The organism is Pseudomonas eucalypticola (assembly GCF_013374995.1).
In the GTDB taxonomy this organism is placed as follows: domain Bacteria; phylum Pseudomonadota; class Gammaproteobacteria; order Pseudomonadales; family Pseudomonadaceae; genus Aquipseudomonas; species Aquipseudomonas eucalypticola.
On sequence record NZ_CP056030.1, the window covers coordinates 101,514 to 125,443 of the forward strand.

16 protein-coding genes, 2 tRNA genes and 4 rRNA genes are annotated in these 23,930 nt (G+C 59.3%); 8 read left to right on the forward strand and 14 right to left on the reverse strand.

The features are described from left to right. Positions 1 to 26: 26 nt before the first annotated feature. From HWQ56_RS00515 to HWQ56_RS00575, 13 genes are all read right to left on the reverse strand, one after another. Entirely contained in the window at positions 27 to 1,049 is a 1,023-nt protein-coding gene (locus HWQ56_RS00515; protein ID WP_158153101.1) for a DUF5924 family protein, read from the reverse strand. Positions 1,050 to 1,118: 69 nt separating this feature from the next. Next, positions 1,119 to 2,504, reverse strand: a complete 1,386-nt coding sequence (locus HWQ56_RS00520; RefSeq protein WP_176569518.1) for a M16 family metallopeptidase — start codon at positions 2,502 to 2,504, stop codon at positions 1,119 to 1,121. 61 nt (positions 2,505 to 2,565) lie between these two features. Next, on the reverse strand, positions 2,566 to 4,224 hold the full coding sequence (locus HWQ56_RS00525) for a Na/Pi cotransporter family protein (RefSeq protein WP_176569519.1): 1,659 nt from the start codon (positions 4,222 to 4,224) through the stop codon (positions 2,566 to 2,568). A gap of 211 nt (positions 4,225 to 4,435) precedes the next feature. After that, positions 4,436 to 6,397, reverse strand: a complete 1,962-nt coding sequence (locus HWQ56_RS00530) for a DUF7844 domain-containing protein (protein WP_176569520.1) — start codon at positions 6,395 to 6,397, stop codon at positions 4,436 to 4,438. After that, complete coding sequence (locus HWQ56_RS00535) at positions 6,394 to 6,714, reverse strand: DUF2388 domain-containing protein (RefSeq protein WP_158153105.1); 321 nt, start codon at positions 6,712 to 6,714, stop codon at positions 6,394 to 6,396. Before HWQ56_RS00535 ends, HWQ56_RS00530 begins: the two co-directional genes overlap by 4 nt. Before the next feature lie 28 nt (positions 6,715 to 6,742). Further along, the gene (locus HWQ56_RS00540; RefSeq protein WP_245217907.1) at positions 6,743 to 7,012 is read right to left on the reverse strand and encodes a DUF2388 domain-containing protein; all 270 of its coding nucleotides are present in this window, start codon (positions 7,010 to 7,012) and stop codon (positions 6,743 to 6,745) included. 76 nt (positions 7,013 to 7,088) lie between these two features. Further along, positions 7,089 to 7,406 carry a DUF2388 domain-containing protein gene (locus tag HWQ56_RS00545; RefSeq protein ID WP_158153107.1) on the reverse strand — a complete coding sequence of 106 codons (318 nt, stop codon included), beginning with the start codon at positions 7,404 to 7,406 and terminating at the stop codon, positions 7,089 to 7,091. A gap of 305 nt (positions 7,407 to 7,711) precedes the next feature. Beyond that, positions 7,712 to 7,927, reverse strand: coding sequence for a DUF1127 domain-containing protein (locus tag HWQ56_RS00550; protein WP_176569522.1), 216 nt, complete (start codon positions 7,925 to 7,927; stop codon positions 7,712 to 7,714). A gap of 322 nt (positions 7,928 to 8,249) precedes the next feature. Continuing rightward, positions 8,250 to 9,743 carry a succinyl-CoA:acetate CoA-transferase ScpC gene (gene scpC / locus HWQ56_RS00555; RefSeq protein ID WP_176569523.1) on the reverse strand — a complete coding sequence of 498 codons (1,494 nt, stop codon included), beginning with the start codon at positions 9,741 to 9,743 and terminating at the stop codon, positions 8,250 to 8,252. A gap of 207 nt (positions 9,744 to 9,950) precedes the next feature. Then, positions 9,951 to 11,387 (reverse strand): NAD(P)(+) transhydrogenase (Re/Si-specific) subunit beta, encoded by a 1,437-nt coding sequence (locus HWQ56_RS00560; protein ID WP_176569524.1) that lies wholly within the window; start codon positions 11,385 to 11,387, stop codon positions 9,951 to 9,953. A gap of 1 nt (position 11,388) precedes the next feature. Beyond that, positions 11,389 to 11,712: an NAD(P) transhydrogenase subunit alpha part 2 gene (locus tag HWQ56_RS00565; protein ID WP_008367291.1), complete on the reverse strand. Its 324-nt coding sequence runs from the start codon at positions 11,710 to 11,712 to the stop codon at positions 11,389 to 11,391. Positions 11,713 to 11,723: 11 nt separating this feature from the next. Continuing rightward, complete coding sequence (locus tag HWQ56_RS00570) at positions 11,724 to 12,845, reverse strand: Re/Si-specific NAD(P)(+) transhydrogenase subunit alpha (RefSeq protein WP_158153111.1); 1,122 nt, start codon at positions 12,843 to 12,845, stop codon at positions 11,724 to 11,726. A gap of 405 nt (positions 12,846 to 13,250) precedes the next feature. Then, positions 13,251 to 14,177, reverse strand: coding sequence for a LysR family transcriptional regulator (locus HWQ56_RS00575; protein WP_158153112.1), 927 nt, complete (start codon positions 14,175 to 14,177; stop codon positions 13,251 to 13,253). Between the two features lie 154 nt (positions 14,178 to 14,331). On the opposite strand from HWQ56_RS00575, the gene HWQ56_RS00580 reads away from it, so the two are divergent. The 8 genes from HWQ56_RS00580 to rrf (HWQ56_RS00615) all read left to right on the forward strand — a co-directional run bounded on the left by HWQ56_RS00580 (position 14,332) and on the right by rrf (HWQ56_RS00615) (position 22,741). After that, positions 14,332 to 15,513, forward strand: a complete 1,182-nt coding sequence (locus HWQ56_RS00580) for an acyl-CoA dehydrogenase (protein ID WP_158153113.1) — start codon at positions 14,332 to 14,334, stop codon at positions 15,511 to 15,513. A 16-nt stretch (positions 15,514 to 15,529) separates the two neighbouring features. Next, positions 15,530 to 16,750 (forward strand): CaiB/BaiF CoA transferase family protein, encoded by a 1,221-nt coding sequence (locus HWQ56_RS00585; RefSeq protein ID WP_176569525.1) that lies wholly within the window; start codon positions 15,530 to 15,532, stop codon positions 16,748 to 16,750. Between the two features lie 571 nt (positions 16,751 to 17,321). Further along, positions 17,322 to 18,858, forward strand: a 16S ribosomal RNA gene (locus tag HWQ56_RS00590). 123 nt (positions 18,859 to 18,981) lie between these two features. Beyond that, positions 18,982 to 19,058, forward strand: a tRNA-Ile gene (locus HWQ56_RS00595). Between the two features lie 10 nt (positions 19,059 to 19,068). Beyond that, positions 19,069 to 19,144 (forward strand) — tRNA-Ala (locus tag HWQ56_RS00600). 219 nt (positions 19,145 to 19,363) lie between these two features. Further along, positions 19,364 to 22,256 (forward strand): 23S ribosomal RNA (locus HWQ56_RS00605). Between the two features lie 142 nt (positions 22,257 to 22,398). Beyond that, positions 22,399 to 22,514 (forward strand): 5S ribosomal RNA (gene rrf, locus HWQ56_RS00610). A gap of 111 nt (positions 22,515 to 22,625) precedes the next feature. Continuing rightward, positions 22,626 to 22,741 (forward strand): 5S ribosomal RNA (gene rrf / locus HWQ56_RS00615). The 16S, 23S and 5S rRNA genes sit together here with 2 tRNA genes alongside, the layout of an rRNA operon. A gap of 207 nt (positions 22,742 to 22,948) precedes the next feature. On the opposite strand, the gene tagQ is transcribed toward rrf (HWQ56_RS00615), so the two are convergent. Beyond that, a complete protein-coding gene (tagQ, locus tag HWQ56_RS00620) occupies positions 22,949 to 23,872 on the reverse strand; it encodes a type VI secretion system-associated lipoprotein TagQ (protein ID WP_158158422.1) in 924 nt (307 codons plus the stop codon). Between the last annotated feature and the right edge of the window lie 58 nt (positions 23,873 to 23,930).

A 23,930-nucleotide genomic window follows, 5' to 3' on the forward strand; every position in this document is an offset into this window, starting at 1 on the left:
AGACGCCTTTGTGGCCGAGTGCAGGGCTACCCGGCAGGCGCACTGTCATCGGTGACCCTGAAGCGCAGCACGCCGATCATCTGCCCGTCCTCGGTAAGGACCTGCACCTGCCATTTGCCCACAGGGTTGGGGGGCAGGTTCATCTTGTGGGTCCAGGCCCGGTAGCCTTCGTCACGGCCGCCATGGATGTCCAGGGCGATGCGGTCCACTTCCTGGCCATTGAATTTCCACACGTGGTAGATGCGTTCTTGCAAGCCGCGCGGGGCGTTGATCGCCGTGTATGCATACAGGCCGTTGGCGCGTACTTGGCTGGCAGCGACGTTCTTGACGCTGTCGCCCGGGGTTCGCTTGCTGTTGTCCAGGTCCAGGGTCACGGCCGATTCGGTGATCCACAAGGTCGCTGGCGGTACCCACGAACGCATCATCCAACCCGCGCCGCCTACTGCCGCCGTTACCAGCACCAGGGCCACGGCGCGCCGCCAGTGGTTGATAGGGAAGCTGGCCGCCAGGCTCGGCACCGACAACAGCATGGCCGTGCCCAATGCCCATTCGTAACTCTGCGAGGTGGTCAGGTGCAGGATGACCGGCAGCGCCGTCAGCAGCACCGCGAACAACGTCAGGGTATGCAGCGCCAGAAACAACCAGCGTCGTGTAGCCACGAACTTGTAGTAGATGGGGTCGGTGATCGAAGCCAGGCCGGCCAGGCCCAGCAGGCCGGTGAACACCAGTTGGCCGCTGTTCCAGGTGGTGGTGGTGTAGAAAAACGGCAGGACGAAAAACAGGCTTTCCTGGTGGATCTGCTGTGTCGCATAGCGCAGCAACGGTTCGGGGATCTCACGCTTGAAGCGGCGGCTGAACCAGCGTGTCGCGCTCTGCTCGAACATCAGCCATACCCAGCTGACCAGCATCAGCACGGCGATCCAGCTGGCCAGTTTGGCCTGGCGGTCCACCAGGATAAAACTGGCGATGCCCGTCACGAAACCGCCCAGGGCGATGACGCCAGGGTAGCGTTTGACGAGTTCGATGAGGCGCAGGATCAGCTTGGGCATTTCGGCTTTTCTTGGAAGGTGCGTGAAAATCGCCGCCAAGGATACCCACTTACCTGCGCGATTGCGCGGCTAGCGGTGCTTGAGGCGCCAGGTGGCCCAGCCGAGCAGGAGCAGCACCAGCAGCACGGCACCCGCCACGATCAGGCTGTAGAGCTGATCGTAGCTGAGCAGGGGTTGCTCGATGCGCACATAGCCGCGGCTGGCGAAGACCTGGCGCATGGCTGCGTCCGCCTGGGCCAGGGTGACCTTTTTCAAACTCCGGGTGGGGTCTTCGAAGCGACCCTTTTCGTAGGTGGGCAGGGCATTCCAGTAAAAGTCCGCCAGTTGGCTGTTGCCCTGCACGCTCCAGGCCTGGCGCGAGATGGCGGCCTGGCGCAAGCGCTCGAAGGTGGCACCCTCCAGGCCGTCTTTCTTGAGCCGGGCGATCATGTTGGCCACCAGGGTGCGGGCCCGGTCAACGTCAGCGCGGTCCAGGTCGGCATTGAGGCTCAGCAGCCCGGTGTCACCCAAGGCTTCACGCTGGCTCCAGGGGCCGTAGGATAATTCGTGGTCCAGGCGCAGCTCCTTGTACAGCGCCCATTCCATGTAGACCTGCACCAGGTCGAGGGCGGCATCGGGAACCTGGTCGTCCAGCGCAGGCTCGGGGAAGAACCAGTGCAGCTTGGCGCCATCGCCGAGCCAGCCGTGGGTGAGGTTGCGCTCGTACAGCGCGCTGTGCAGCGTGACGGGAATGTCCGGGTGGTCGGTAGGCTTGATGGCCGCGAGGCTCGCCCAGGTACGCTCGAGGTACGCGGGCATGAGCTTGTCGAGCCCGCCGACAATGATCAGGGTCATGTTGTTGGGGGCGTACCAGTCCTTGCGCACTGCCTCGACCTGTTCCAGGGTCATGTCGCGCACCGGCGAGCGTTCGCTGCACTTGAGCCCCAGTTCGGTAGCCAATTGGTCACTGGCGGCGTGCCCTACCCCCTGCTTGTCCAGCCAGCGCTGCAGGTGCGAATAGTGGCCGCCGTCCTCGCGCTCGACGATACGCCGGGAAATGTCCAAGGCTTTCTGATCGATATGGGTCTGGGTGACGACCTCCAGCAGGAGGTCAAGCACCTTGCGCTGATTGGCGGCGGGGGCCTCGATCACGAAGGTGGTGTCGCTGTCGCTGGTAAAGGCGTTCCATTCGCCGCCCAAGGCCTGCATGCGCTCTTCCAGCCCGCCTTCACCGCTGCCGTCGATACCACTGAACAACAAGTGTTCCAGCAAGTGCGGCAGTTCGCGCTGGTTGCAGGGGAAGTCGTCGAAGCCTACCCCCACCACCAGGCGAATGGCCACGTGGCCGCGCTCGTCCCCTGGTTTCATCAGTACCTGCAGGCCATTGGGCAACAGGTAGCCTTCTACCTTGAAACGGTCCAGCGCCTGGCTTTGAGCGCAGGTGAACAATAGGCAAAGCAACAGCAGACAACGCATGGGAAGCTTCCTGCAGGAACCGGCTCAGACTGTTGAACTGACTGCTGCAGGCAGCGGACGTTCAAGGCGAGTGCGCATTGTCGGGTACCGCATCGGCTTCCAGGGCTCCGGTATCAAGGGTTTCCAGCACCACGTAGGCACTGCCGCAGAACAGCGAGTTCAGCCGCTTCATATCGGCGATCAGCTCCAGGTGCAGCGAGCTGGTTTCAATGCTTTGTACCACTTTGCGCTGCAGACGGCTCACATGGGCATGGGCCAGGCGCCGTTCCTGGGCACGGAAGCGACGTTTTTCACGCAACAGCTGGCGCGCGCTTTCCGGGTCGCCGCTGAGGAACACCGACAGGCCCAGGCGCAGGTTGGCCATCAACTGGCTGTGCAAGGTGGCCAGTTCTTCCAGGCCAATGTCGGAGAACTCCCGGCGCTGAGCGGTTTTCTGCTGTTGGATCTTGCGCAGCATGCGTTCGATCAGGTCGCTGGCCAGCTTGAGGTTGATGGCCAGCTCGATGATTTCCGCCCAGCGCCGGCTGTCCTGTTCACTGAGGTCTTCGCGTGGCATCTGCGCCAGGTACAGCTTGACTGCGCTGTACAGTACTTCCACGTCTTCGCCTTGGGTGCGTACCGCCTGGTTGACGGCGGTCTGGCTACCGCGCAGCACGTTGAGCAAGGCACCGAGCATGCTGTCCACCAGGTCGCCAATGCGCAGGGTTTCACGCACGGCGTTGGCCAGCGCCAGGCTGGGGGTGTCCAGTGCCGTCAGGTCCAGGTGGCGTGGCTTGGCTCCGCCATTGATGTCTTCGCGTTCGGGAAGCAGCCAGATGCACAGCTTGGACATGGGCCCCACGGTTCCCAGCATCAGCAGGCAGCGCACGGTGTTGTAAAGCAGGTGGAAGCCGATGACCAGGCTGGTGGGGTCATAGGCCAGGGTGTCCATCCAGCGGGCCAGCGGGTCGAGCACCGGCACAATCAGCATCAGCCCGATCAACTTGTACAGCAGGCTGCCCAGTGCCACCTGGCGGCCAGCGGTGTTCTGCATGCTGGTGGACAGGAATGCCAGCATACCGCTGCCGATGTTGGCGCCAATCACCAGGCCGATGGCGACCGGCAGGCTGATCACCCCGGCCTCTGCCAGGGTCGCGGTCAACAGCACGGCCGCCAGGCTGGAGTACGAAATCATCGCGAACAACGCACCGACCAGGGCGTCCAGCAGGATATCGCCGGTCAACGAAGCGAAAAGCACCTTCACGCCCTGGGCGTGGGTGATGGGCGCGGCGGCTTCAACGATCAGCTGCAATGCCAGCACGATCAACCCCAAGCCGATACCCACGCGGCCCATCTGGCCGACACGGGTCTGCTTGCGGGACAGGAAAAAGATCACCCCAAGGAAAATCAGCAGCGGTGACAGCCATGACAAGTCGAAGGTCAGCACCCGCGACATCAGCGCGGTACCCACGTCGGCGCCGAGCATGATCACCAGCGCCGGGGTGAGGGTCATCAAGCCCTGGCCGACGAACGAGGTGGTGAGCATGGCGGTGGCGTTGCTGCTCTGCACAACGGCGGTCACCAGAATGCCGGCGATGAATGCCAGCGGCCGTTTGGACATGTTCTGGCTCAACAACCGTCGCAGGTTGGAACCGTACACGCGCAGGATGCCCGTACGCACAATGTGCGTGCCCCAGATCAGCAGCGCCACTGCCGAGAGCAAATTGAGCAGGGTCAGCATGGAAGGCCCCCTGTGGAAGGTCCCCGTGAAGGGGAAGGTTGAAATTGCAGCGGCGTGGCTCGTTATCGAAAAATCTTTTATGCCACGCCTACTTAAGCTTTAGTCGGCCATGGGCCGTAGCGCCAGCATGGCACAGCAAAAGCTCATTTTGAAACAAAACTGTCATATTTGCCGCGACCAACGCCCACTGTGGAACCGCTGAATTGCCCGGTCAGGGCAGGATCAGCCCGCCCGCTGCTTTGTGCAGCGTGCGCAGGTGGTCGGCTACCACCTTGATGTTGGCCTCGGTGGCGGTGATCTCGGCGTTGCGCTTGGGCTCCAGCAAGGCGCGCACTTCCTTGTCCAAGTCGACGCTCAGCGTTTGCAGCTGTTTCTGCCGCTCGGCGCTTTCCGATTCCAGCCGCTTGAACTCATTCTGCTGGGGCAGGCCGTAGCCGCCGCTGTCCAGCAGCTCGGCCGGGCGGCTGAGGAAACCGCTATTGGCGAGCATGGCCTGCAAGGTCTTGTTGGCGTTGACCAGGCTGGCGTCGTTGGCGGCGCGGCCATTGAGGTAGCGCTGTTTGACTTCGTCCTGGGCCAGCAGCAACTGCCGCCGCAGGCTGGCCTGCTCCAGCAGCAGCAGCGCGGCGCTGGTGCGCAGGTCGGCCTTGGCGAACCACGGCTGGCGGTCCTTGGGTTCCAGTGCCATCCAGTCCTCGACCTTGGCCTGGGGGATCGGCAACTGCTGCTTGAGGATGTCGAACATCGCCTGGTAGCGGTCGCGGTAGGAGTCGAAGCGGTAGCCCAGGCGCAGGGCTTCGCGCGGGTCCTTGAGGACGCTGGTGTCGGCGATGCCACGTGCTTCCATCACCTGCAACAGGCCATTGGGCACGATACTGTCCAGGTCGTCGAACTTGCGGTTGTGGGTGCCGGCGCGCAGCAGTTTCAAGGTTTCCACCGCGCAGTTGTTGGAGACGAAATAGTAGTTGCCGTCGTAGCTCCAGTGCATTTCGGCAGCGTGGCGCACCAGTGAGTCGATTTCATTTCGAGTCAGTTTCAACGGTACCGACGCCAGGCTGCGCAGTTCGGTCTTGGTGTACTCGTCGATTACCTGCCCCAGCGGTAGCACGAACAGCCGTGACGGGTAACCGCCGGTCAAGCCGCTCCAGGTCGACAGCTGCACGTCATTGACGAAGGCGCGGTATGACAGCACCAGGCTGCGGTCCAGGTCCAGGCGGCAGTCGGGGCCCCGTGGCCGGCCCGGGGCGCAGATCACCAGGCGCAGCATGCTGTGGCCCCAGCGGCTTACCCAGTTCTGGTTGGCTTCGGCCAGCAGGTAATCCACCTCGTAGACACGCTCGGGGTCGATGCTGCCCAGAGGGGTACGGCCAAAGTCATTGCCAGCGTTCAGGAACGGCAACGCGGTCGGGCATTTGGCTGCGTTGGCCGGGGCCCAGCCGAAATGATTCTTCAGGTACTCGTACAGTTCCGGGCGTCGGCAGCCGTACTCGGGGTCCAGGAGGAAGTACTCCATGTTGACCGCGACGAACTCCAGCGGGTCGGTGACCTCGTAGATGTCCGGGCTGCGCACAACCTGCCGGTTGGGTTCGTTGCGTTCGCCACGTTGGCCTACCGATTGCGGCCAGCCGGCCAGGTCGAGCAGGCGTGGGTCATCGCTGAGCGTGAAGCGGCGGTCGGTCTGGCCACGGCATTCACCAGGCAGGCCCACTTCGCCGAGGCTCGAACTGTAGCGCTTGCAACGGTTGAACAGCGCGCGGTCAGCATCGGGCCACAGACGTGCGCGATCGTAGATATGGGTGAGTTCGTGCAGTACGGTCGCCAGCAGCTCCTCGCGCACGGTGCCGTGAGGGCGGTGCGTCGGGGTGGTGGCCGCGGTGCCGTCGGTAAGGCCTGGCAGCAGCTTGACGTTGAGGTCCAGGCTGGCCACCGCTGCCGCCTGCCCGTAGGCGTTATCGGGCATGTGCGACGACCAGTCGACGTCGATGGTGCGGTCCAGCCGCTGCTTGAAGCTGGGTGGCAGGTCGGCCATGGCCTCATCGAGCAGCGCCTGGCTGGCCTGTTGCTGTTGCGCCGTGAGCCCTTCGGTCTGCAGGCGCAGGTGCAAGGCCGCTTGTGCGCTGGTGCCGGCAAGCAACAGTGCGCAGCTCAGCAGCCAGGCGCTGAACCGCCTCACAGTGCGAGGATGGCCTGCGCGAGTTCCTGGTCGCTGGCGTTCTTGGCTTCAGGCACCTGGGCGCGCAAGGCGACGAAGGCTGCTTCCAGTTGCGCGCCACGGATGTTGCCGTTGCTGGCCACATAGCTGGCGGCGTCGTCCTGGGCTTCGCGTACCACTTTCGAATCACGGATCGACGTGGTGGTGTCGGAGGTGAAGTTGATCGAACGGTTCGACGCGTGAACGATCATGTTGCTGGTCTGCTGCAGGGTATGCGCCGAGGCCACATCAGCCAGCAACAACAGGCCGAGGGTGGCGGCAATCAACGGGGTACGCATGGGGGTGTCTCCAAAAGACAGGTATCAATTATTGGACGAGAATTGCCTGCGCCAGTTCAAGATCGCTGGCGTGAAGCCCGGCGTGGTGCTGGCGCAGGTAACTGAGCGCTGATTCCAGCCGGGCGCCCTGGATCTGGCCGTCCGTGGCGACGTAGGCAGCCGCGTCATCCTGGGCGGCGCGCACCAGCTTGCGGTCGAATGGGGCGGTGGTCACCTGGCTGGTGACGTAACCGCTCATGACCACGCCCTGGGTGGTGGTGTCGAACGCCAGGGCCGGGTCACACCAGGCACCCAGCATCAATGCTGCAACGATAAAACGGCGGAAAAACGGAGAACGCATAGGTCGTCAAGCTACCGGTTTGGCGAACAGGTGGTCAGATGGCGGCAATGGCCTGGGCCAACTGGGCATCGGAGGCCTGCAGGGCCGGGTTCTGTTGGCGAATGTAGGCGAACGCGCTTTCCAGGCGGGCGCCACGGATCGAACCGTTGCTGGCCACGAAGCTGGCGGCGTCGTCACGGGCCTGCAGCACGATCTTCTTGTCGCGCAGCGAAGCGGTAGCGTCGGAAGTGGCATCGCTGGTGGCCGCGGTTGCTCGCACCAGGGTATCGGTCGTCACGACGAAACTGGAAGCATGCGCACCGCAGGACAGGGCCAGCAGCAGCGAAGCGCCAAGCAGACGGGAACGGAACATGGTCAATCTCCTGATCGGGCAAGGGTAAAAGTGCAACACTTTACCTCAGACGCGCGTTGTACCGGCCGCGTTACGTCGCGGGTGCACGCGCATGTCAGACAATTGTTGCCGATTTAGTTCCTGGCGTGGAGATCTGAAACAGGAAGTTTCACAAAATCCGAACTGTACCGGTGTATTTTTAGTTCTATTTAACTGTTCTAGTCAGGGCCGGCCATCCGGAAACGACGAAGCCCGCTGCAGTTGCCGGCAGCGGGCTTCAATCGGAATTCAATGTGCTGGCGAACAGCGGCCAGCCAGGTCTTGCATTAACGCCAGAACGGTTTGCTCAGCTCTTCGCAACGCTGCGCTTCGCTGATACCAGCATCAGCCAGCAGGCGAGCGTCCAGACGGGCCAGTTGGTGGCGGCTGGCAATGCGGCGCTGCCACAGCATCAGGTTGCTGATAACACGCAGTGGGAACGAAGTACGGCTTTCTTCGGAGCTGTTCTGGAAAAGCAGGTCGGAACTGAGTGTACGTTCCATGGTTGACATCCTTCCGCTTGTGGCGGGCTTGGCTAGTTGGTTTCTACTGGTGCCAATGATCCTCCTGGGCAGTCAATATTTGCAGGCACAGTTCATTTGTATTGTGAGGGTTCAGTTAACTGTTTAGCGCCACTGTTTGACCGAAAATGAGGCCAACTGTATTGGTCGGCACCTGAATGGTGCATTTTTGATCAATTTGAGAGTTTCGGGGGGGGCGAAGGCGGGATTTTTACCGGTACAGCAGTACAGATTCAGATGGAATCTTTGAACAGTCTGGCAACTGATGCGGTGAAATCCTGCACCAGCTGCCGACTGCCATGTTTTACACCGCCAGCATGCGCCCGGTTTCTTCCAGGTTGCTGTGCCATTGCAGGGCACCGCGCAGGATGTGCGGGGTATGGCCACCACGGGCACAGGCCGCTTCGAAGTATTCGTTCAGCGCAGCGCGGTAGCTTGGGTGCACACAGTTGTCGATGATCGCACGGGCACGCTCGCGCGGCGCCAGGCCACGCAGGTCGGCCAGGCCGATTTCGGTGACCAGGATATCCACATCGTGCTCGGTGTGGTCCACATGGCTAACCATGGGCACGACGCTGGAAATGGCGCCGCCCTTGGCGATGGATTTGGTCACGAAGATCGCCAGGTGCGCGTTGCGAGCGAAATCACCGGAGCCGCCGATGCCGTTCATCATCTTCGTGCCGCACACATGGGTGGAGTTGACGTTGCCGTACAGGTCGAACTCCAGTGCGGTGTTGATGCCGATGATGCCCAGGCGACGAATCACTTCCGGGTGGTTGGAAATTTCCTGCGGACGCAGTACCAGGCGCGACTTGTAGCGGTTGAAGTCGCTGAACACTTCGGCGTGCTTCTTCGCCGACAGGGTCATGGAGCTGCCCGAGGCGAATTCCAGCTTGCCAGCGTCGAACAAGTCGAAGGTCGAGTCCTGGAGTACTTCGGAGTACATGGTCAGGTTCTCGAACGGCGAATCTACCAGGCCGCACATCACGGCGTTGGCAATGGTGCCGATACCCGCTTGCAGCGGCATCAGGCTGTTGGTCAGCCGGCCTTCGGCCACTTCGTTCTTGAAGAAGTCCACCAGGTGGTCGGCGATGGCCTGGGTGTCTGCATCCGGCGGCAGCACGGTGGAAGGCGAATCCGGCTGGTTGCTGATCACGATGCCGACGATCTTGGCGGGGTCGATCTTCACTGCGCCGCTGCCGATACGCGTGTCAGACTTGAGCACGGGAATAGGCAGCCGCGTCGGCCGGTAGCTGGGGATGTAGACGTCGTGCAGGCCTTCGAGCTCCAGAGGCTGCGACAGGTTGATCTCGACGATCACTTCCTTGGCCAGAATGGCGAAGCTGGCGGAGTTGCCCACGGAGGTGCTGAGTACCAGATGGCCTTCCTCTGTAATGGCCACGCATTCGATCACGGCCAGGTCCACCGGCTTGATCTGGCGGTTGCGCAACTGCTCGACCGTGTCGGACAGGTGCTGGTCGATGAACATCACCTTGCCGTCGTTGATGGCCTTGCGCAGGGTGCTGTCGACCTGGAACGGCATGCGCCGCGCGAGTACGCCGGCTTCGGTCAGTTGCTTGTCCAGGTCGTTGCCCAGGCTGGCGCCGGTCATCAGGGTGATCTGCAGGGGCGTCTGCTTGGCGCGTTCGGCCAATGCATGGGGAACGGCTTTGGCTTCGCCGGCGCGGGTGAAGCCGCTCATGCCGACGGTCATGCCATCCTTGATCAGGCCAGCGGCATCAGCCGCACTCATCACCTTGCTCTGCAAGGCGTCCAAGCGGATACGGTCACGGTACATGTGTTGTTATCTCAGGTAACGAAGGCTGTGCGCAGTCTAGTGATTTCAGGAAAATTCGTCCCACGACTTAGGTCGTAAGCCTTTGCCTTGGGCGATGTATGGGCGTGCCTTGGAGTTTGTGGCACTGGGCCTGTACTGGCAGGTCACCAATAAAAAACCCCAGCCTAATCAGCGCCGGGGTTTTGGGTATTGCGGTGGATCAAGCCGTCATTCGACAGCCTTGACCATGTCTTCGATGACTTTCTTGGCGTCGCCGAAGACCATCATGGTCTTGTCCAGGTAGAACAGTTCGTTGTCCAGGCCGGCGTAGCCGCTGGCCATCGAGCGCTTGTTGACGATGATGGTCTTGGCCTTGAAGGCTTCCAGGATCGGCATGCCGGCGATCGGCGACTTGGGGTCGTTCTTGGCGGCCGGGTTGACCACGTCGTTGGCACCCAGCACCAGCACCACGTCGGCCTGGCCGAACTCGGAGTTGATGTCGTCCATCTCGAACACCTGGTCGTACGGCACTTCGGCTTCAGCCAGCAACACGTTCATGTGGCCAGGCATGCGACCGGCAACCGGGTGGATCGCGTACTTCACGGTCACGCCGTTATGGGTCAGCTTCTCGGTCAGCTCTTTCAACGCGTGCTGGGCACGTGCCACTGCCAGACCGTAACCGGGAACGATGATCACGGTATCGGCGTTGGTCAGCAGGAAGGTAGCGTCGTCAGCCGAACCGGATTTCACCGGGCGAGCCTCCTTGGTGCCGGCAGGGCCGCCCACGTCGGTCGCGCCGCCAAAGCCGCCGCCGATCACGTTGAAGAACGAACGGTTCATGGCCTTGCACATGATGTACGACAGGATCGCACCTGACGAACCCACCAGCGAGCCGGCGACGATCAGCATCGAGTTGTTCAGCGAGAAGCCGATACCCGCCGCTGCCCAGCCCGAGTAGCTGTTGAGCATCGACACCACCACCGGCATATCGGCGCCGCCGATCGGGATGATGATCAGCACGCCCATCACGAACGCCAGGGCCAGCATCAGCGCGAAGGCCCCGTAGTTGCCGGTGAACATGAAGGTCAGGCCCAGGGCCAGTGTCGCCAGGCCCAATACCAGGTTCAGCTTGTGCTGGCCGGCGAACACCACCGGGGCACCCTGGAACAGGCGGAACTTGTACTTGCCCGACAGCTTGCCGAAAGCAATCACAGACCCGGAGAAGGTGATGGCACCGATGGCCGCGCCGAGGAACAGCTCCAGGCGGTTACCGGAAGGAATGGCGTCGCCCAGGGCCGGGACGATACCCAGCGACTGTGGCTCGACCACCGCGGCAATGGCGATGAACACCGCGGCCAGGCCGATCATGCTGTGCATGAAGGCGACCAGCTCAGGCATCTTGGTCATTTCCACGCGCTTGGCCATGATGGAGCCGGCAGTGCCGCCCACCAGCAGGCCGACGATTACGTAGGCGATGCCGCCGGTGGCCAGTTCTGCGCCCAACTTGTAGATCAGGCCCACGGTGGTCAGCACGGCCAGGGTCATGCCCAGCATGCCGAACAGGTTGCCGCGACGCGACGTGGTCGGGTGCGACAAGCCCTTGAGTGCCTGGATGAAGCAGATCGAGGCAACGAGGTACAGAAGAGTGACGAGGTTCATGCTCATGTTACTTTTTCACCTCGGCGGACGCTTTCGGCGCCTTCTTCTTGAACATTTCCAGCATGCGGCGCGTCACCAGGAAGCCACCGAATACGTTCACGGCTGCCAGGGCCACGGCCAGGGTGCCCATGATCTTGCCCAGTGGGGTCACGGTCAGGGCGGCGGCCAGCATGGCGCCGACGATGACGATGGCGGAAATGGCGTTGGTCACGGCCATCAGCGGGGTGTGCAGCGCGGGTGTCACGTTCCAGACCACGTGGTAGCCGACGTAGATCGCCAGCACGAAGATGATCAGGTTGTAGACGCCGTGGGAGATCAGCATGTCTTCCATTGTTTTTATCCTCAGCCGTTCTTGCGGATGACTTGGCCGTCGCGGCACATCAGGCACGCGGCGACGATGTCGTCTTCAAGGTTGATCGTGAACTGGCCGTCCTTGTCGAACACCAGCTTCATGAAGTCCAGCAGGTTGCGTGCGTACAGCGCCGAGGCATCGGCCCCGACCATGGCCGCCAGGTTGGTGGGGCCGCAAATGATCACGCCGTTTTCGACCACTACCTGATCGGCCACGGTCAGTGGGCAGTTGCCGCCCTGTGCCGCCGCGAGGTCGATGACCACGGAGCCCGGCTTCATCTGCGCGACGGTTTCGGCGCTCAGCAGGGTCGGGGCTTTGCGGCCCGGAATCAACGCGGTGGTGATGACGATGTCCGAAGCCTTGGCGCGTTCGTGAACCGCCTGGGCCTGGCGCTGCATCCAGCTGGCGGGCATCGGGCGGGCATAACCGCCAACGCCTTCGGCGCATTCACGCTCTTCATCGGTTTCGTACGGCACATCGATGAACTTGGCGCCCAGCGACTCGATCTGCTCCTTCACCGCGGGGCGCACGTCCGAGGCCTCGATCACCGCGCCCAGGCGTTTGGCCGTGGCGATGGCCTGCAGGCCTGCAACGCCAGCACCCAGAATCAGTACACGGGCAGCCTTCACGGTACCGGCGGCGGTCATCAGCATGGGCATGAAGCGCGGGTAGTGATGGGCCGCCAGCAGCACGGCCTTGTAGCCGGCGATGTTGGCCTGGGAGCTCAGCACGTCCAGGCTCTGGGCGCGGGAAGTACGCGGGGCAGCTTCCAAGGCGAAGGCAGTGATGCCGCGCTCGGCCATCTTGGCGATGGTTTCGTTGTTGAACGGGTTGAGCATGCCGACCAGAACGGTGCCGCTCTTGATCTGCGCCAGTTCGGCGTCGTTGGGGGCAACCACCTTCAGAATCAGTTCGGCACCGAAGGCATCGGCAGCGCTGCCAATGCTCGCGCCTGCGGCTTCATAGGCACTGTCAGTCACGCTGGCATTGATGCCGGCGCCACTTTGCACAGTGACCTTGTGGCCTTGGCCGATCAGTTTCTTGATGGTTTCCGGGGTTGCAGCAACCCGTGTTTCGCCCGTCTGGGTTTCGAGAGGAACACCAATGTGCACGTCAAATCTCCTGCTTGATCTTATTGAGTTAACCAGCGCACTTCGGATGGCACTGCTGGGGCGGCCGATCAGCACGATCCCGCCTGAATTCGGGCGGGGCGCGGCATTTTGCAGGCGTTATCGCAGCCCTTCAACCAGTTATGAAAGGTGACGGACGAAACACTACAAGTCACCCTGTGACCGTTTGCCGCAACGTGGCTGCCGCAGCCCCGGTAGATCGGGCTTTCCAGCTATTTCGTAAGGTTTTAATATTTTTTTACATCACTTCCCAGAATGACTGTCGAAAGCCGATAAATACGGCTGTAGCCCATGTAAAACGGGGTGTTCAGCAAATTTTACATCGCACCATTACAGTCTTCGTGGAAACGACATTTCCTTATATCTGTAGGTTTACGATAAAACTCACTACATAGTTAATTCCGGAGAATTTCCTTCGTGATCAGCTACATAGGAAAGCGCCTCGACCAATAACCAGTCACGAAAGGCCTTGAGCGATGCCGATTCGGCCTTTCGCTCAGGAATCATCAAGTGGTACGCCTTGTGGCTGGCGAGGGCGTGGGGATTGGCGATGACCAGCCTGCCCTCCTCCAACTCCCGCTGAATCAGGAATGGGGGAATAAGGGCGATGCCCATCTCGTGCATGGCGGCCTGCGAAAGCATGGAGAATAGTTCATAGCGCGGGCCTGTCATGTCGCGGCTGATGTTCAAACCCAGGCTGTCGAACCACTGGCGCCAGGCGTAGGGCCGGGTGGTCTGTTGCAACAAGGGCAGCCGGGCGATCTGCGCGGCCTCCAGGCAGCTATCGCCTTCCAGCAGCGCGGGGCTGCATACCGGCACCGGGTTCTCACCCATCAGGCGGTGGGCCTGGGTGCCGGGCCAATCGGCGTCGCCGAAATAAATGGCAGCGTCGAAAGTGGTATCGGCGAACAGAAACGGTCGGGTTCGGTTGGTCAGGTTTACCGTGACCTGCGGATGGCGGTGCTGGAAGTCTTTGAGGCGCGGCAGCAACCATTGGGTGCCGAAGGTGGGCACCACGGCCAACTCGATGACATTTGTACCCTGATGACCCATTACCGACAAAGTGTCGCGTTCCACCGCATCCAGTTGCGCCGCTACACGACGGCTATAGGAGAGGCCGGCTTCCGTGAGCTTCACTCCGCGCCGAGAGCGTTGGAACAGTTCGACGTTGAGAAAAGCTTCCAGGCTGCCGATCTGTCGGCACACGGCCCCCTGGGTCAGGGACAATTCATGGCCGGCCTTGGTGAAGCTCTCGTGGCGGGCAGCGGCTTCGAAGCACACTAATGCGGTGGTACTGGGGATCTTGCGGCGCATGTACGGCAACCTCACTGATGGAGGCGCTTATTGGGCTTTTTTCGCCTCTCGGAGTGAGAAACTAGCACAACAGCGTGCGAAATCCTCGGTTGTCCCCTGCCCTCGCGGCGCCTAGGCTCACTACACATCTATTGACCTGTCATGAGGAACCGCCATGGGCGCCAAGGCCAGCTTCAACTGGATCGACCCCCTGCTGCTCGACCAGCAACTCACCGAAGAGGAGCGGATGGTGCGCGACAGCGCCTATCAGTTCGCCCAAGGCAAATTGGCGCCACGGGTACTTGAGGCGTTTCGTCATGAAAAGACCGACCCGGCCATCTTCCGTGAAATGGGTGAGGTAGGCCTTCTGGGCGCGACCATTCCCGAGCAGTACGGTGGCAGTGGGCTGAACTATGTGTGTTATGGCCTCATTGCTCGCGAGGTGGAGCGTATCGACTCCGGTTACCGCTCGATGATGAGTGTGCAGAGCTCGCTGGTCATGGTGCCCATCAACGAGTTCGGCACCCCGGCTCAGAAAGAAAAGTACCTGCCCAAGCTGGCCAGCGGCGAATGGATCGGCTGCTTTGGCCTTACCGAGCCCAACCACGGTTCCGACCCGGGCGCCATGATCACCCGCGCCCGCTCCGTGGAGGGCGGCTACCGCCTGACCGGTAGCAAGATGTGGATCACCAACAGCCCCATCGCCGATGTGTTCGTGGTGTGGGCCAAGGACGACGCCGGCGATATCCGTGGCTTTGTGCTGGAGAAAGGCTGGCAAGGCCTGAGCGCACCGGCCATTCACGGCAAGGTCGGCCTGCGTGCCTCCATTACCGGCGAGATCGTGATGGACAACGTGTTCGTGCCCGAAGAAAACATCTTCCCGGACGTGCGCGGCCTCAAGGGCCCATTCACCTGCCTCAACTCGGCCCGCTATGGCATTTCCTGGGGCGCCCTGGGGGCCGCCGAGTTCTGCTGGCACACGGCACGCCAGTACACCCTCGACCGCCAGCAGTTTGGGCGGCCCCTGGCGGCCAACCAGCTGATCCAGAAAAAGCTAGCCGACATGCAGACCGAAATCACTCTTGCCCTGCAGGGTTGCCTGCGTCTGGGCCGCATGAAGGATGAAGGCACCGCTGCCGTGGAAATCACCTCGATCATGAAGCGCAACTCCTGTGGCAAGTCCCTGGACATCGCGCGCATGGCCCGCGACATGATGGGCGGCAACGGTATCTCGGACGAGTTCGGCGTGGCGCGCCATCTGGTCAACCTCGAGGTGGTGAACACCTATGAAGGTACCCACGACGTGCACGCGCTGATCCTGGGTCGTGCGCAGACCGGCATCCAGGCTTTCTATTAATAGAAGGAGCCGGGCCATGGGTGCGTTGTCTCATCTGCGGGTGCTGGATCTGTCGCGGGTACTGGCCGGCCCCTGGGCGGGGCAGATACTTGCCGACCTCGGCGCCGAGGTCATTAAAGTGGAGCGCCCGGGCAACGGTGACGACACCCGGGCCTGGGGGCCGCCCTTCCTCAGGAATGCGGAAGGCGAGAACACCAGCGAGGCGGCCTATTACCTGTCGGCCAACCGCAACAAGCAATCGGTGACCATCGACTTCACTCAACCCGAGGGCCAGCGCCTGGTGCGCGAGCTGGCGGCGAAGTCCGATATCGTCATAGAGAACTTCAAGGTCGGTGGCCTGGCGGCCTATGGTCTGGATTACGCTGCCCTCAAGGCGGTTAACCCCGAGCTGATCTATTGCTCCATCACCGGCTTCGGCCAGACCGGGCCCTACGCCAAGCGCGCGGGCTATGACTTCATGATTCAGGGGCTGGGCGGCCTCATGAGCCTAACCGGCCGCCCGGAAGGCGAAGAAGGCGCAGGCCCGGTAAAAGTGGGCGTGGCACTGACCGACATTCTCACCGGCCTTTATTCCAGCGTGGCGATCCTGGCCGCCCTCGCCCACCGCGACCAGCACGGCGGTGGCCAGCATATCGACATGGCGCTGTTGGATGTGCAGGTTGCCTGCCTGGCCAACCAGGCCATGAACTACCTCACCACCGGCGTGGCACCGAAACGGCTCGGCAATGCGCACCCTAATATAGTGCCGTACCAGGACTTCCCGACTGCTGATGGTGACTTCATCCTCACCGTGGGCAACGACAGCCAGTTCCGCAAGTTCGCCGAGGTGGCAGGTCAGCCGCAATGGGCGGACGACCCACGCTTCCTCACCAATAAACTGCGGGTGGCCCACCGTGCGGAACTGATCCCGTTGATACGTCAGGTGACGGTGTTCAAGACAACAGCCCAATGGGTATTGGCGCTGGAACGTGCCGGAGTGCCGTGCGGGCCTATCAACGACCTTTCCCAGGTGTTCGCTGACCCGCAGGTGCAGGCAAGGGGCCTGGCGGTGGCAATGCCCCACGGGTTGGCGGGGTTGGTACCGCAAGTGGCCTCGCCTATTCGGCTATCGGAGACCCCGGTGGAGTACCGGCGTGCGCCGCCGATGTTGGGGGAGCATACGGGGGAGGTGTTGATGCGGGTGCTAGGGGTGGGGGAGGAGGCTTTCGAGAGGCTGAGAAAGGATGGGGTGGTTTGATGAGGGATGTAGATGGCAGGCACCTGCCGGCCTTTATAAGGTGGCCGGCAAGGAAGCTTTTGACTTAAAAGACAATTTCCCGAAATTAACCCTTGACGGCCCCGCAGATCTCTCTATAATTCGCCCCACTTCCGGCGCAGACCAAACGGAAAACTCCTTGATAATCAAGTAGTTAACCAAAGTAGCCCGCTCCGAAAGGTTTCGATTTTGATGTCGAAAGCGGTGAAAAAGGCAGTTGACAGCGACTCAAATCGCTGTAGAATTCGCCTCCCGCTAACGAGAGATCGAAGCGAGTCAAGTGGTTGAAGTTGTTAGAGATTCTCTGAAAAACTTCAAAATAAACGCTTGACAGACTCTGAGGAAAGCGTAGAATGCGCGCCTCGGTTGAGACGAAAGAATCAACCAACCGCTCTTTAACAACTGAATCAAGCAATTCGTGTGGGTGCTTGTGACTCAGACTGATAGTCAAAAAGATTATCAGCATCATAAGTTGCTCCACGAGAAATCATGGTTTAACCAACGATTGCTGAGTCAAGTTTATAGGGTTTTCTCAAAACCCGATTGCAGTATTGAACTGAAGAGTTTGATCATGGCTCAGATTGAACGCTGGCGGCAGGCCTAACACATGCAAGTCGAGCGGATGAAGAGAGCTTGCTCTCTGATTCAGCGGCGGACGGGTGAGTAATGCCTAGGAATCTGCCTGGTAGTGGGGGACAACGTTTCGAAAGGAACGCTAATACCGCATACGTCCTACGGGAGAAAGCAGGGGACCTTCGGGCCTTGCGCTATCAGATGAGCCTAGGTCGGATTAGCTAGTTGGTGAGGTAATGGCTCACCAAGGCGACGATCCGTAACTGGTCTGAGAGGATGATCAGTCACACTGGAACTGAGACACGGTCCAGACTCCTACGGGAGGCAGCAGTGGGGAATATTGGACAATGGGCGAAAGCCTGATCCAGCCATGCCGCGTGTGTGAAGAAGGTCTTCGGATTGTAAAGCACTTTAAGTTGGGAGGAAGGGTTGTAGATTAATACTCTGCAATTTTGACGTTACCGACAGAATAAGCACCGGCTAACTCTGTGCCAGCAGCCGCGGTAATACAGAGGGTGCAAGCGTTAATCGGAATTACTGGGCGTAAAGCGCGCGTAGGTGGTTTGTTAAGTCGGATGTGAAATCCCCGGGCTCAACCTGGGAACTGCATCCGAAACTGGCAAGCTAGAGTATGGTAGAGGGTAGTGGAATTTCCTGTGTAGCGGTGAAATGCGTAGATATAGGAAGGAACACCAGTGGCGAAGGCGACTACCTGGACTGATACTGACACTGAGGTGCGAAAGCGTGGGGAGCAAACAGGATTAGATACCCTGGTAGTCCACGCCGTAAACGATGTCAACTAGCCGTTGGGGTCCTTGAGACTTTAGTGGCGCAGCTAACGCATTAAGTTGACCGCCTGGGGAGTACGGCCGCAAGGTTAAAACTCAAATGAATTGACGGGGGCCCGCACAAGCGGTGGAGCATGTGGTTTAATTCGAAGCAACGCGAAGAACCTTACCAGGCCTTGACATCCAATGAACTTTCCAGAGATGGATTGGTGCCTTCGGGAACATTGAGACAGGTGCTGCATGGCTGTCGTCAGCTCGTGTCGTGAGATGTTGGGTTAAGTCCCGTAACGAGCGCAACCCTTGTCCTTAGTTACCAGCACGTTATGGTGGGCACTCTAAGGAGACTGCCGGTGACAAACCGGAGGAAGGTGGGGATGACGTCAAGTCATCATGGCCCTTACGGCCTGGGCTACACACGTGCTACAATGGTCGGTACAGAGGGTTGCCAAGCCGCGAGGTGGAGCTAATCTCACAAAACCGATCGTAGTCCGGATCGCAGTCTGCAACTCGACTGCGTGAAGTCGGAATCGCTAGTAATCGCGAATCAGAATGTCGCGGTGAATACGTTCCCGGGCCTTGTACACACCGCCCGTCACACCATGGGAGTGGGTTGCACCAGAAGTAGCTAGTCTAACCTTCGGGAGGACGGTTACCACGGTGTGATTCATGACTGGGGTGAAGTCGTAACAAGGTAGCCGTAGGGGAACCTGCGGCTGGATCACCTCCTTAATCGACGACATCAGCTGTATCATGAGCTCCCACACGAATTGCTTGATTCATTGAAGAAGACGATAGAAGCAGCTTTAAGCTCCAAGCTGATAGCTGATCTGGCTAACAGTTACGCTCGAAATTGGGTCTGTAGCTCAGTTGGTTAGAGCGCACCCCTGATAAGGGTGAGGTCGGCAGTTCGAATCTGCCCAGACCCACCAATTTTGTTATGGGGCCATAGCTCAGCTGGGAGAGCGCCTGCCTTGCACGCAGGAGGTCAGCGGTTCGATCCCGCTTGGCTCCACCATAAACTGCTTCCAAAGCTTAGAAATGAATATTCGTGTCGAATATTGATTTCTGAACTTTATCAGAATCGTTCTTTAAAAATTTGGGTATGTGATAGAAAGATAGACTGGATGGCACTTTCACTGGTGTTTATTCAGGCTAAGGTAAAATTTGTGATTCGAATTGCAAATTTTCGGCGAATGTCGTCTTCACAGTATAACCAGATTGCTTGGGGTTATATGGTCAAGTGAAGAAGCGCATACGGTGGATGCCTTGGCAGTCAGAGGCGATGAAAGACGTGGTAGCCTGCGAAAAGCTTCGGGGAGTCGGCAAACAGACTGTGATCCGGAGATGTCTGAATGGGGGAACCCAGCCATCACAAGATGGTTATCTCAAGCTGAATACATAGGCTTGAGAGGCGAACCAGGGGAACTGAAACATCTAAGTACCCTGAGGAAAAGAAATCAACCGAGATTCCCTTAGTAGTGGCGAGCGAACGGGGACCAGCCCTTAAGTTGATTTGAGATTAGCGGAACGCTCTGGAAAGTGCGGCCATAGTGGGTGATAGCCCTGTACGCGAAAATCTCTTGTCAATGAAATCGAGTAGGACGGAGCACGAGAAACTTTGTCTGAATATGGGGGGACCATCCTCCAAGGCTAAATACTACTGACTGACCGATAGTGAACTAGTACCGTGAGGGAAAGGCGAAAAGAACCCCGGAGAGGGGAGTGAAATAGATCCTGAAACCGTATGCGTACAAGCAGTGGGAGCAGACTTCGTTCTGTGACTGCGTACCTTTTGTATAATGGGTCAGCGACTTATATTCAGTGGCGAGCTTAACCGAATAGGGGAGGCGTAGCGAAAGCGAGTGTTAATAGCGCGTTTAGTCGCTGGGTATAGACCCGAAACCGGGCGATCTATCCATGGGCAGGTTGAAGGTTGGGTAACACTAACTGGAGGACCGAACCGACTACCGTTGAAAAGTTAGCGGATGACCTGTGGATCGGAGTGAAAGGCTAATCAAGCTCGGAGATAGCTGGTTCTCCTCGAAAGCTATTTAGGTAGCGCCTCATGTATCACTGTAGGGGGTAGAGCACTGTTTCGGCTAGGGGGTCATCCCGACTTACCAAACCGATGCAAACTCCGAATACCTACAAGTGCCGAGCATGGGAGACACACGGCGGGTGCTAACGTCCGTCGTGAAAAGGGAAACAACCCAGACCGTCAGCTAAGGTCCCAAAGTCATGGTTAAGTGGGAAACGATGTGGGAAGGCTTAGACAGCTAGGAGGTTGGCTTAGAAGCAGCCACCCTTTAAAGAAAGCGTAATAGCTCACTAGTCGAGTCGGCCTGCGCGGAAGATGTAACGGGGCTCAAACCATGCACCGAAGCTACGGGTATCACCTTTTGGTGATGCGGTAGAGGAGCGTTCTGTAAGCCTGTGAAGGTGAGTTGAGAAGCTTGCTGGAGGTATCAGAAGTGCGAATGCTGACATGAGTAACGACAATGGGTGTGAAAAACACCCACGCCGAAAGACCAAGGTTTCCTGCGCAACGTTAATCGACGCAGGGTTAGTCGGTCCCTAAGGCGAGGCTGAAAAGCGTAGTCGATGGAAAACAGGTTAATATTCCTGTACTTCTGGTTATTGCGATGGAGGGACGGAGAAGGCTAGGCCAGCTTGGCGTTGGTTGTCCAAGTTTAAGGTGGTAGGCTGAGATCTTAGGTAAATCCGGGATCTTAAGGCCGAGAGCTGATGACGAGTTGTCTTTAGACGACGAAGTGGTTGATGCCATGCTTCCAAGAAAAGCTTCTAAGCTTCAGGTAACCAGGAACCGTACCCCAAACCGACACAGGTGGTTGGGTAGAGAATACCAAGGCGCTTGAGAGAACTCGGGTGAAGGAACTAGGCAAAATGGCACCGTAACTTCGGGAGAAGGTGCGCCGGTGAGGGTGAAGGACTTGCTCCGTAAGCCCATGCCGGTCGAAGATACCAGGCCGCTGCGACTGTTTATTAAAAACACAGCACTCTGCAAACACGAAAGTGGACGTATAGGGTGTGACGCCTGCCCGGTGCCGGAAGGTTAATTGATGGGGTTAGCTAACGCGAAGCTCTTGATCGAAGCCCCGGTAAACGGCGGCCGTAACTATAACGGTCCTAAGGTAGCGAAATTCCTTGTCGGGTAAGTTCCGACCTGCACGAATGGCGTAACGATGGCGGCGCTGTCTCCACCCGAGACTCAGTGAAATTGAAATCGCTGTGAAGATGCAGTGTATCCGCGGCTAGACGGAAAGACCCCGTGAACCTTTACTATAGCTTTGCACTGGACTTTGAATTTGCTTGTGTAGGATAGGTGGGAGGCTTTGAAGCGTGGACGCCAGTTCGCGTGGAGCCATCCTTGAAATACCACCCTGGCAACTTTGAGGTTCTAACTCAGGTCCGTTATCCGGATCGAGGACAGTGTATGGTGGGTAGTTTGACTGGGGCGGTCTCCTCCTAAAGAGTAACGGAGGAGTACGAAGGTGCGCTCAGACCGGTCGGAAATCGGTCGTAGAGTATAAAGGCAAAAGCGCGCTTGACTGCGAGACAGACACGTCGAGCAGGTACGAAAGTAGGTCTTAGTGATCCGGTGGTTCTGTATGGAAGGGCCATCGCTCAACGGATAAAAGGTACTCCGGGGATAACAGGCTGATACCGCCCAAGAGTTCATATCGACGGCGGTGTTTGGCACCTCGATGTCGGCTCATCACATCCTGGGGCTGAAGCCGGTCCCAAGGGTATGGCTGTTCGCCATTTAAAGTGGTACGCGAGCTGGGTTTAGAACGTCGTGAGACAGTTCGGTCCCTATCTGCCGTGGACGTTTGAGATTTGAGAGGGGCTGCTCCTAGTACGAGAGGACCGGAGTGGACGAACCTCTGGTGTTCCGGTTGTCACGCCAGTGGCATTGCCGGGTAGCTATGTTCGGAAAAGATAACCGCTGAAAGCATCTAAGCGGGAAACTTGCCTCAAGATGAGATCTCACTGGGATCTTGAATCCCCTAAAGGGCCGTCGAAGACTACGACGTTGATAGGTTGGGTGTGTAAGCGCTGTGAGGCGTTGAGCTAACCAATACTAATTGCCCGTGAGGCTTGACCATATAACACCCAAGCAATTTGCGTCGAATGACCAGATTGCGGTGTTGTGAAGATGACATGCACCGAAAGTTTGCAGTTCACAAATACTGTCACATACCCGATTCGCTGGAATGCCTCCCAAAGGGCATCCTGGCTACAGAATTTCTTGACGACCATAGAGCATTGGAACCACCTGATCCCATCCCGAACTCAGCAGTGAAACGATGCATCGCCGATGGTAGTGTGGGGTTTCCCCATGTGAGAGTAGGTCATCGTCAAGATTAAATTCCGAAACCCCCAGTTGCTAAAGCAGCTGGGGGTTTTGTCTTTTAGTAGAAGCTCCTACATTTTTGGCTGGCACGTCCCTGGCGACGGACCGGCACACAGAGTTTCTTGACGACCATAGAGCATTGGAACCACCTGATCCCATCCCGAACTCAGCAGTGAAACGATGCATCGCCGATGGTAGTGTGGGGTTTCCCCATGTGAGAGTAGGTCATCGTCAAGATTGAATTCCGAAACCCCCAGCTGCTACGCAGCTGGGGGTTTTGTCTTTTAAGCGTCCGCCAAACCGAGGCGGTAGCCATAACGCCAGCTTTTGTAGCAGCGGACCTGGCCGCGTCCAGGACGACGCGCACCGTCAGGCACACGGCACACCGACACAAAAAAGCCCCGATTGCTCACGCAACCGGGGCTTTTCAGTTACAGCGCTCTATCAAGCCTTGCAGCTGTCCGGCGCCCAGTCTCCCATGTCCGGGCTGCTGCACACCTTGGCCATCAAGCTCTGACCGTTGGCCGCTACCTGCTTGCCTTCAGCCTGCTTGGCCTGGGCGTTCTGCAAGCTCTTTTCGGTAGTCACCGCTTCGGTCGGCACGTTCTTGGCGACCGGCTTCTTCACCTTGGCCTTGGTCTTGGAAGTGGCCTTCACTGGCGTTGTTTGCGCCGCGGCTACCGTCACTACGTCCTGACGCTGCACACCAACCTGTTGCAGGTCTTTCTCATAGGCCTGGCTGTAGGAGTCCACATCCTGGGTAGCCTTGCCGTTCGCCGCGACGATCAGCTGGTTGCTTTCACGCAGGCCCGAGACGATCTCCGCCAGGCGACGGCGGCCTTCGGTGTCGCTGATGGTCTTGGCTTTGCGAGCCGAGATCAGACGGTCGAATTCGGCCTGGTAGCAGGTCTGGGAAGCCTTGGCGTAGGCGATGTTCCGGTCCATGGACTGGCTGCTGCTGTCCAGGTCGGAGGCGTAGGAGCCGATACGCTGTTTGTCGTCGGTGATCTGCTTTTGTTTCTGGGTGTAGTAACCCACCGCGCCACCGGCCAGCGCGCCGCCAGCGACACCAATGGCAGCGTTGCGGCCCATCTTGTCCTTATCCCCGGCCAGGGCACCGGTCACACCGCCCAGCAGGCCACCGACGACCGCGCCGGTGGCTACCGACTTGGTCACGTCCGAATCGGTGCTGCGCAGGTGTTCCACTGGCTCGTAGCAGGTAGGGTAGTACTCGACCTTGGTGGTCTGGGCCACCTTGGAGGTTGGCGATGTGGCACAGCCGCCCAGCACGAGGGTAAAGCTGGTCGCGATCAGCAGAGCACTGCGGCGCGCACCGGCGGCCGTGAAAGTGTTGAGGGTCGAACGCATGATGGGTATCTCTTCCTTTGGTTTGTCTATCCTGGCCGGGCTGCCACCATGGCGGCCC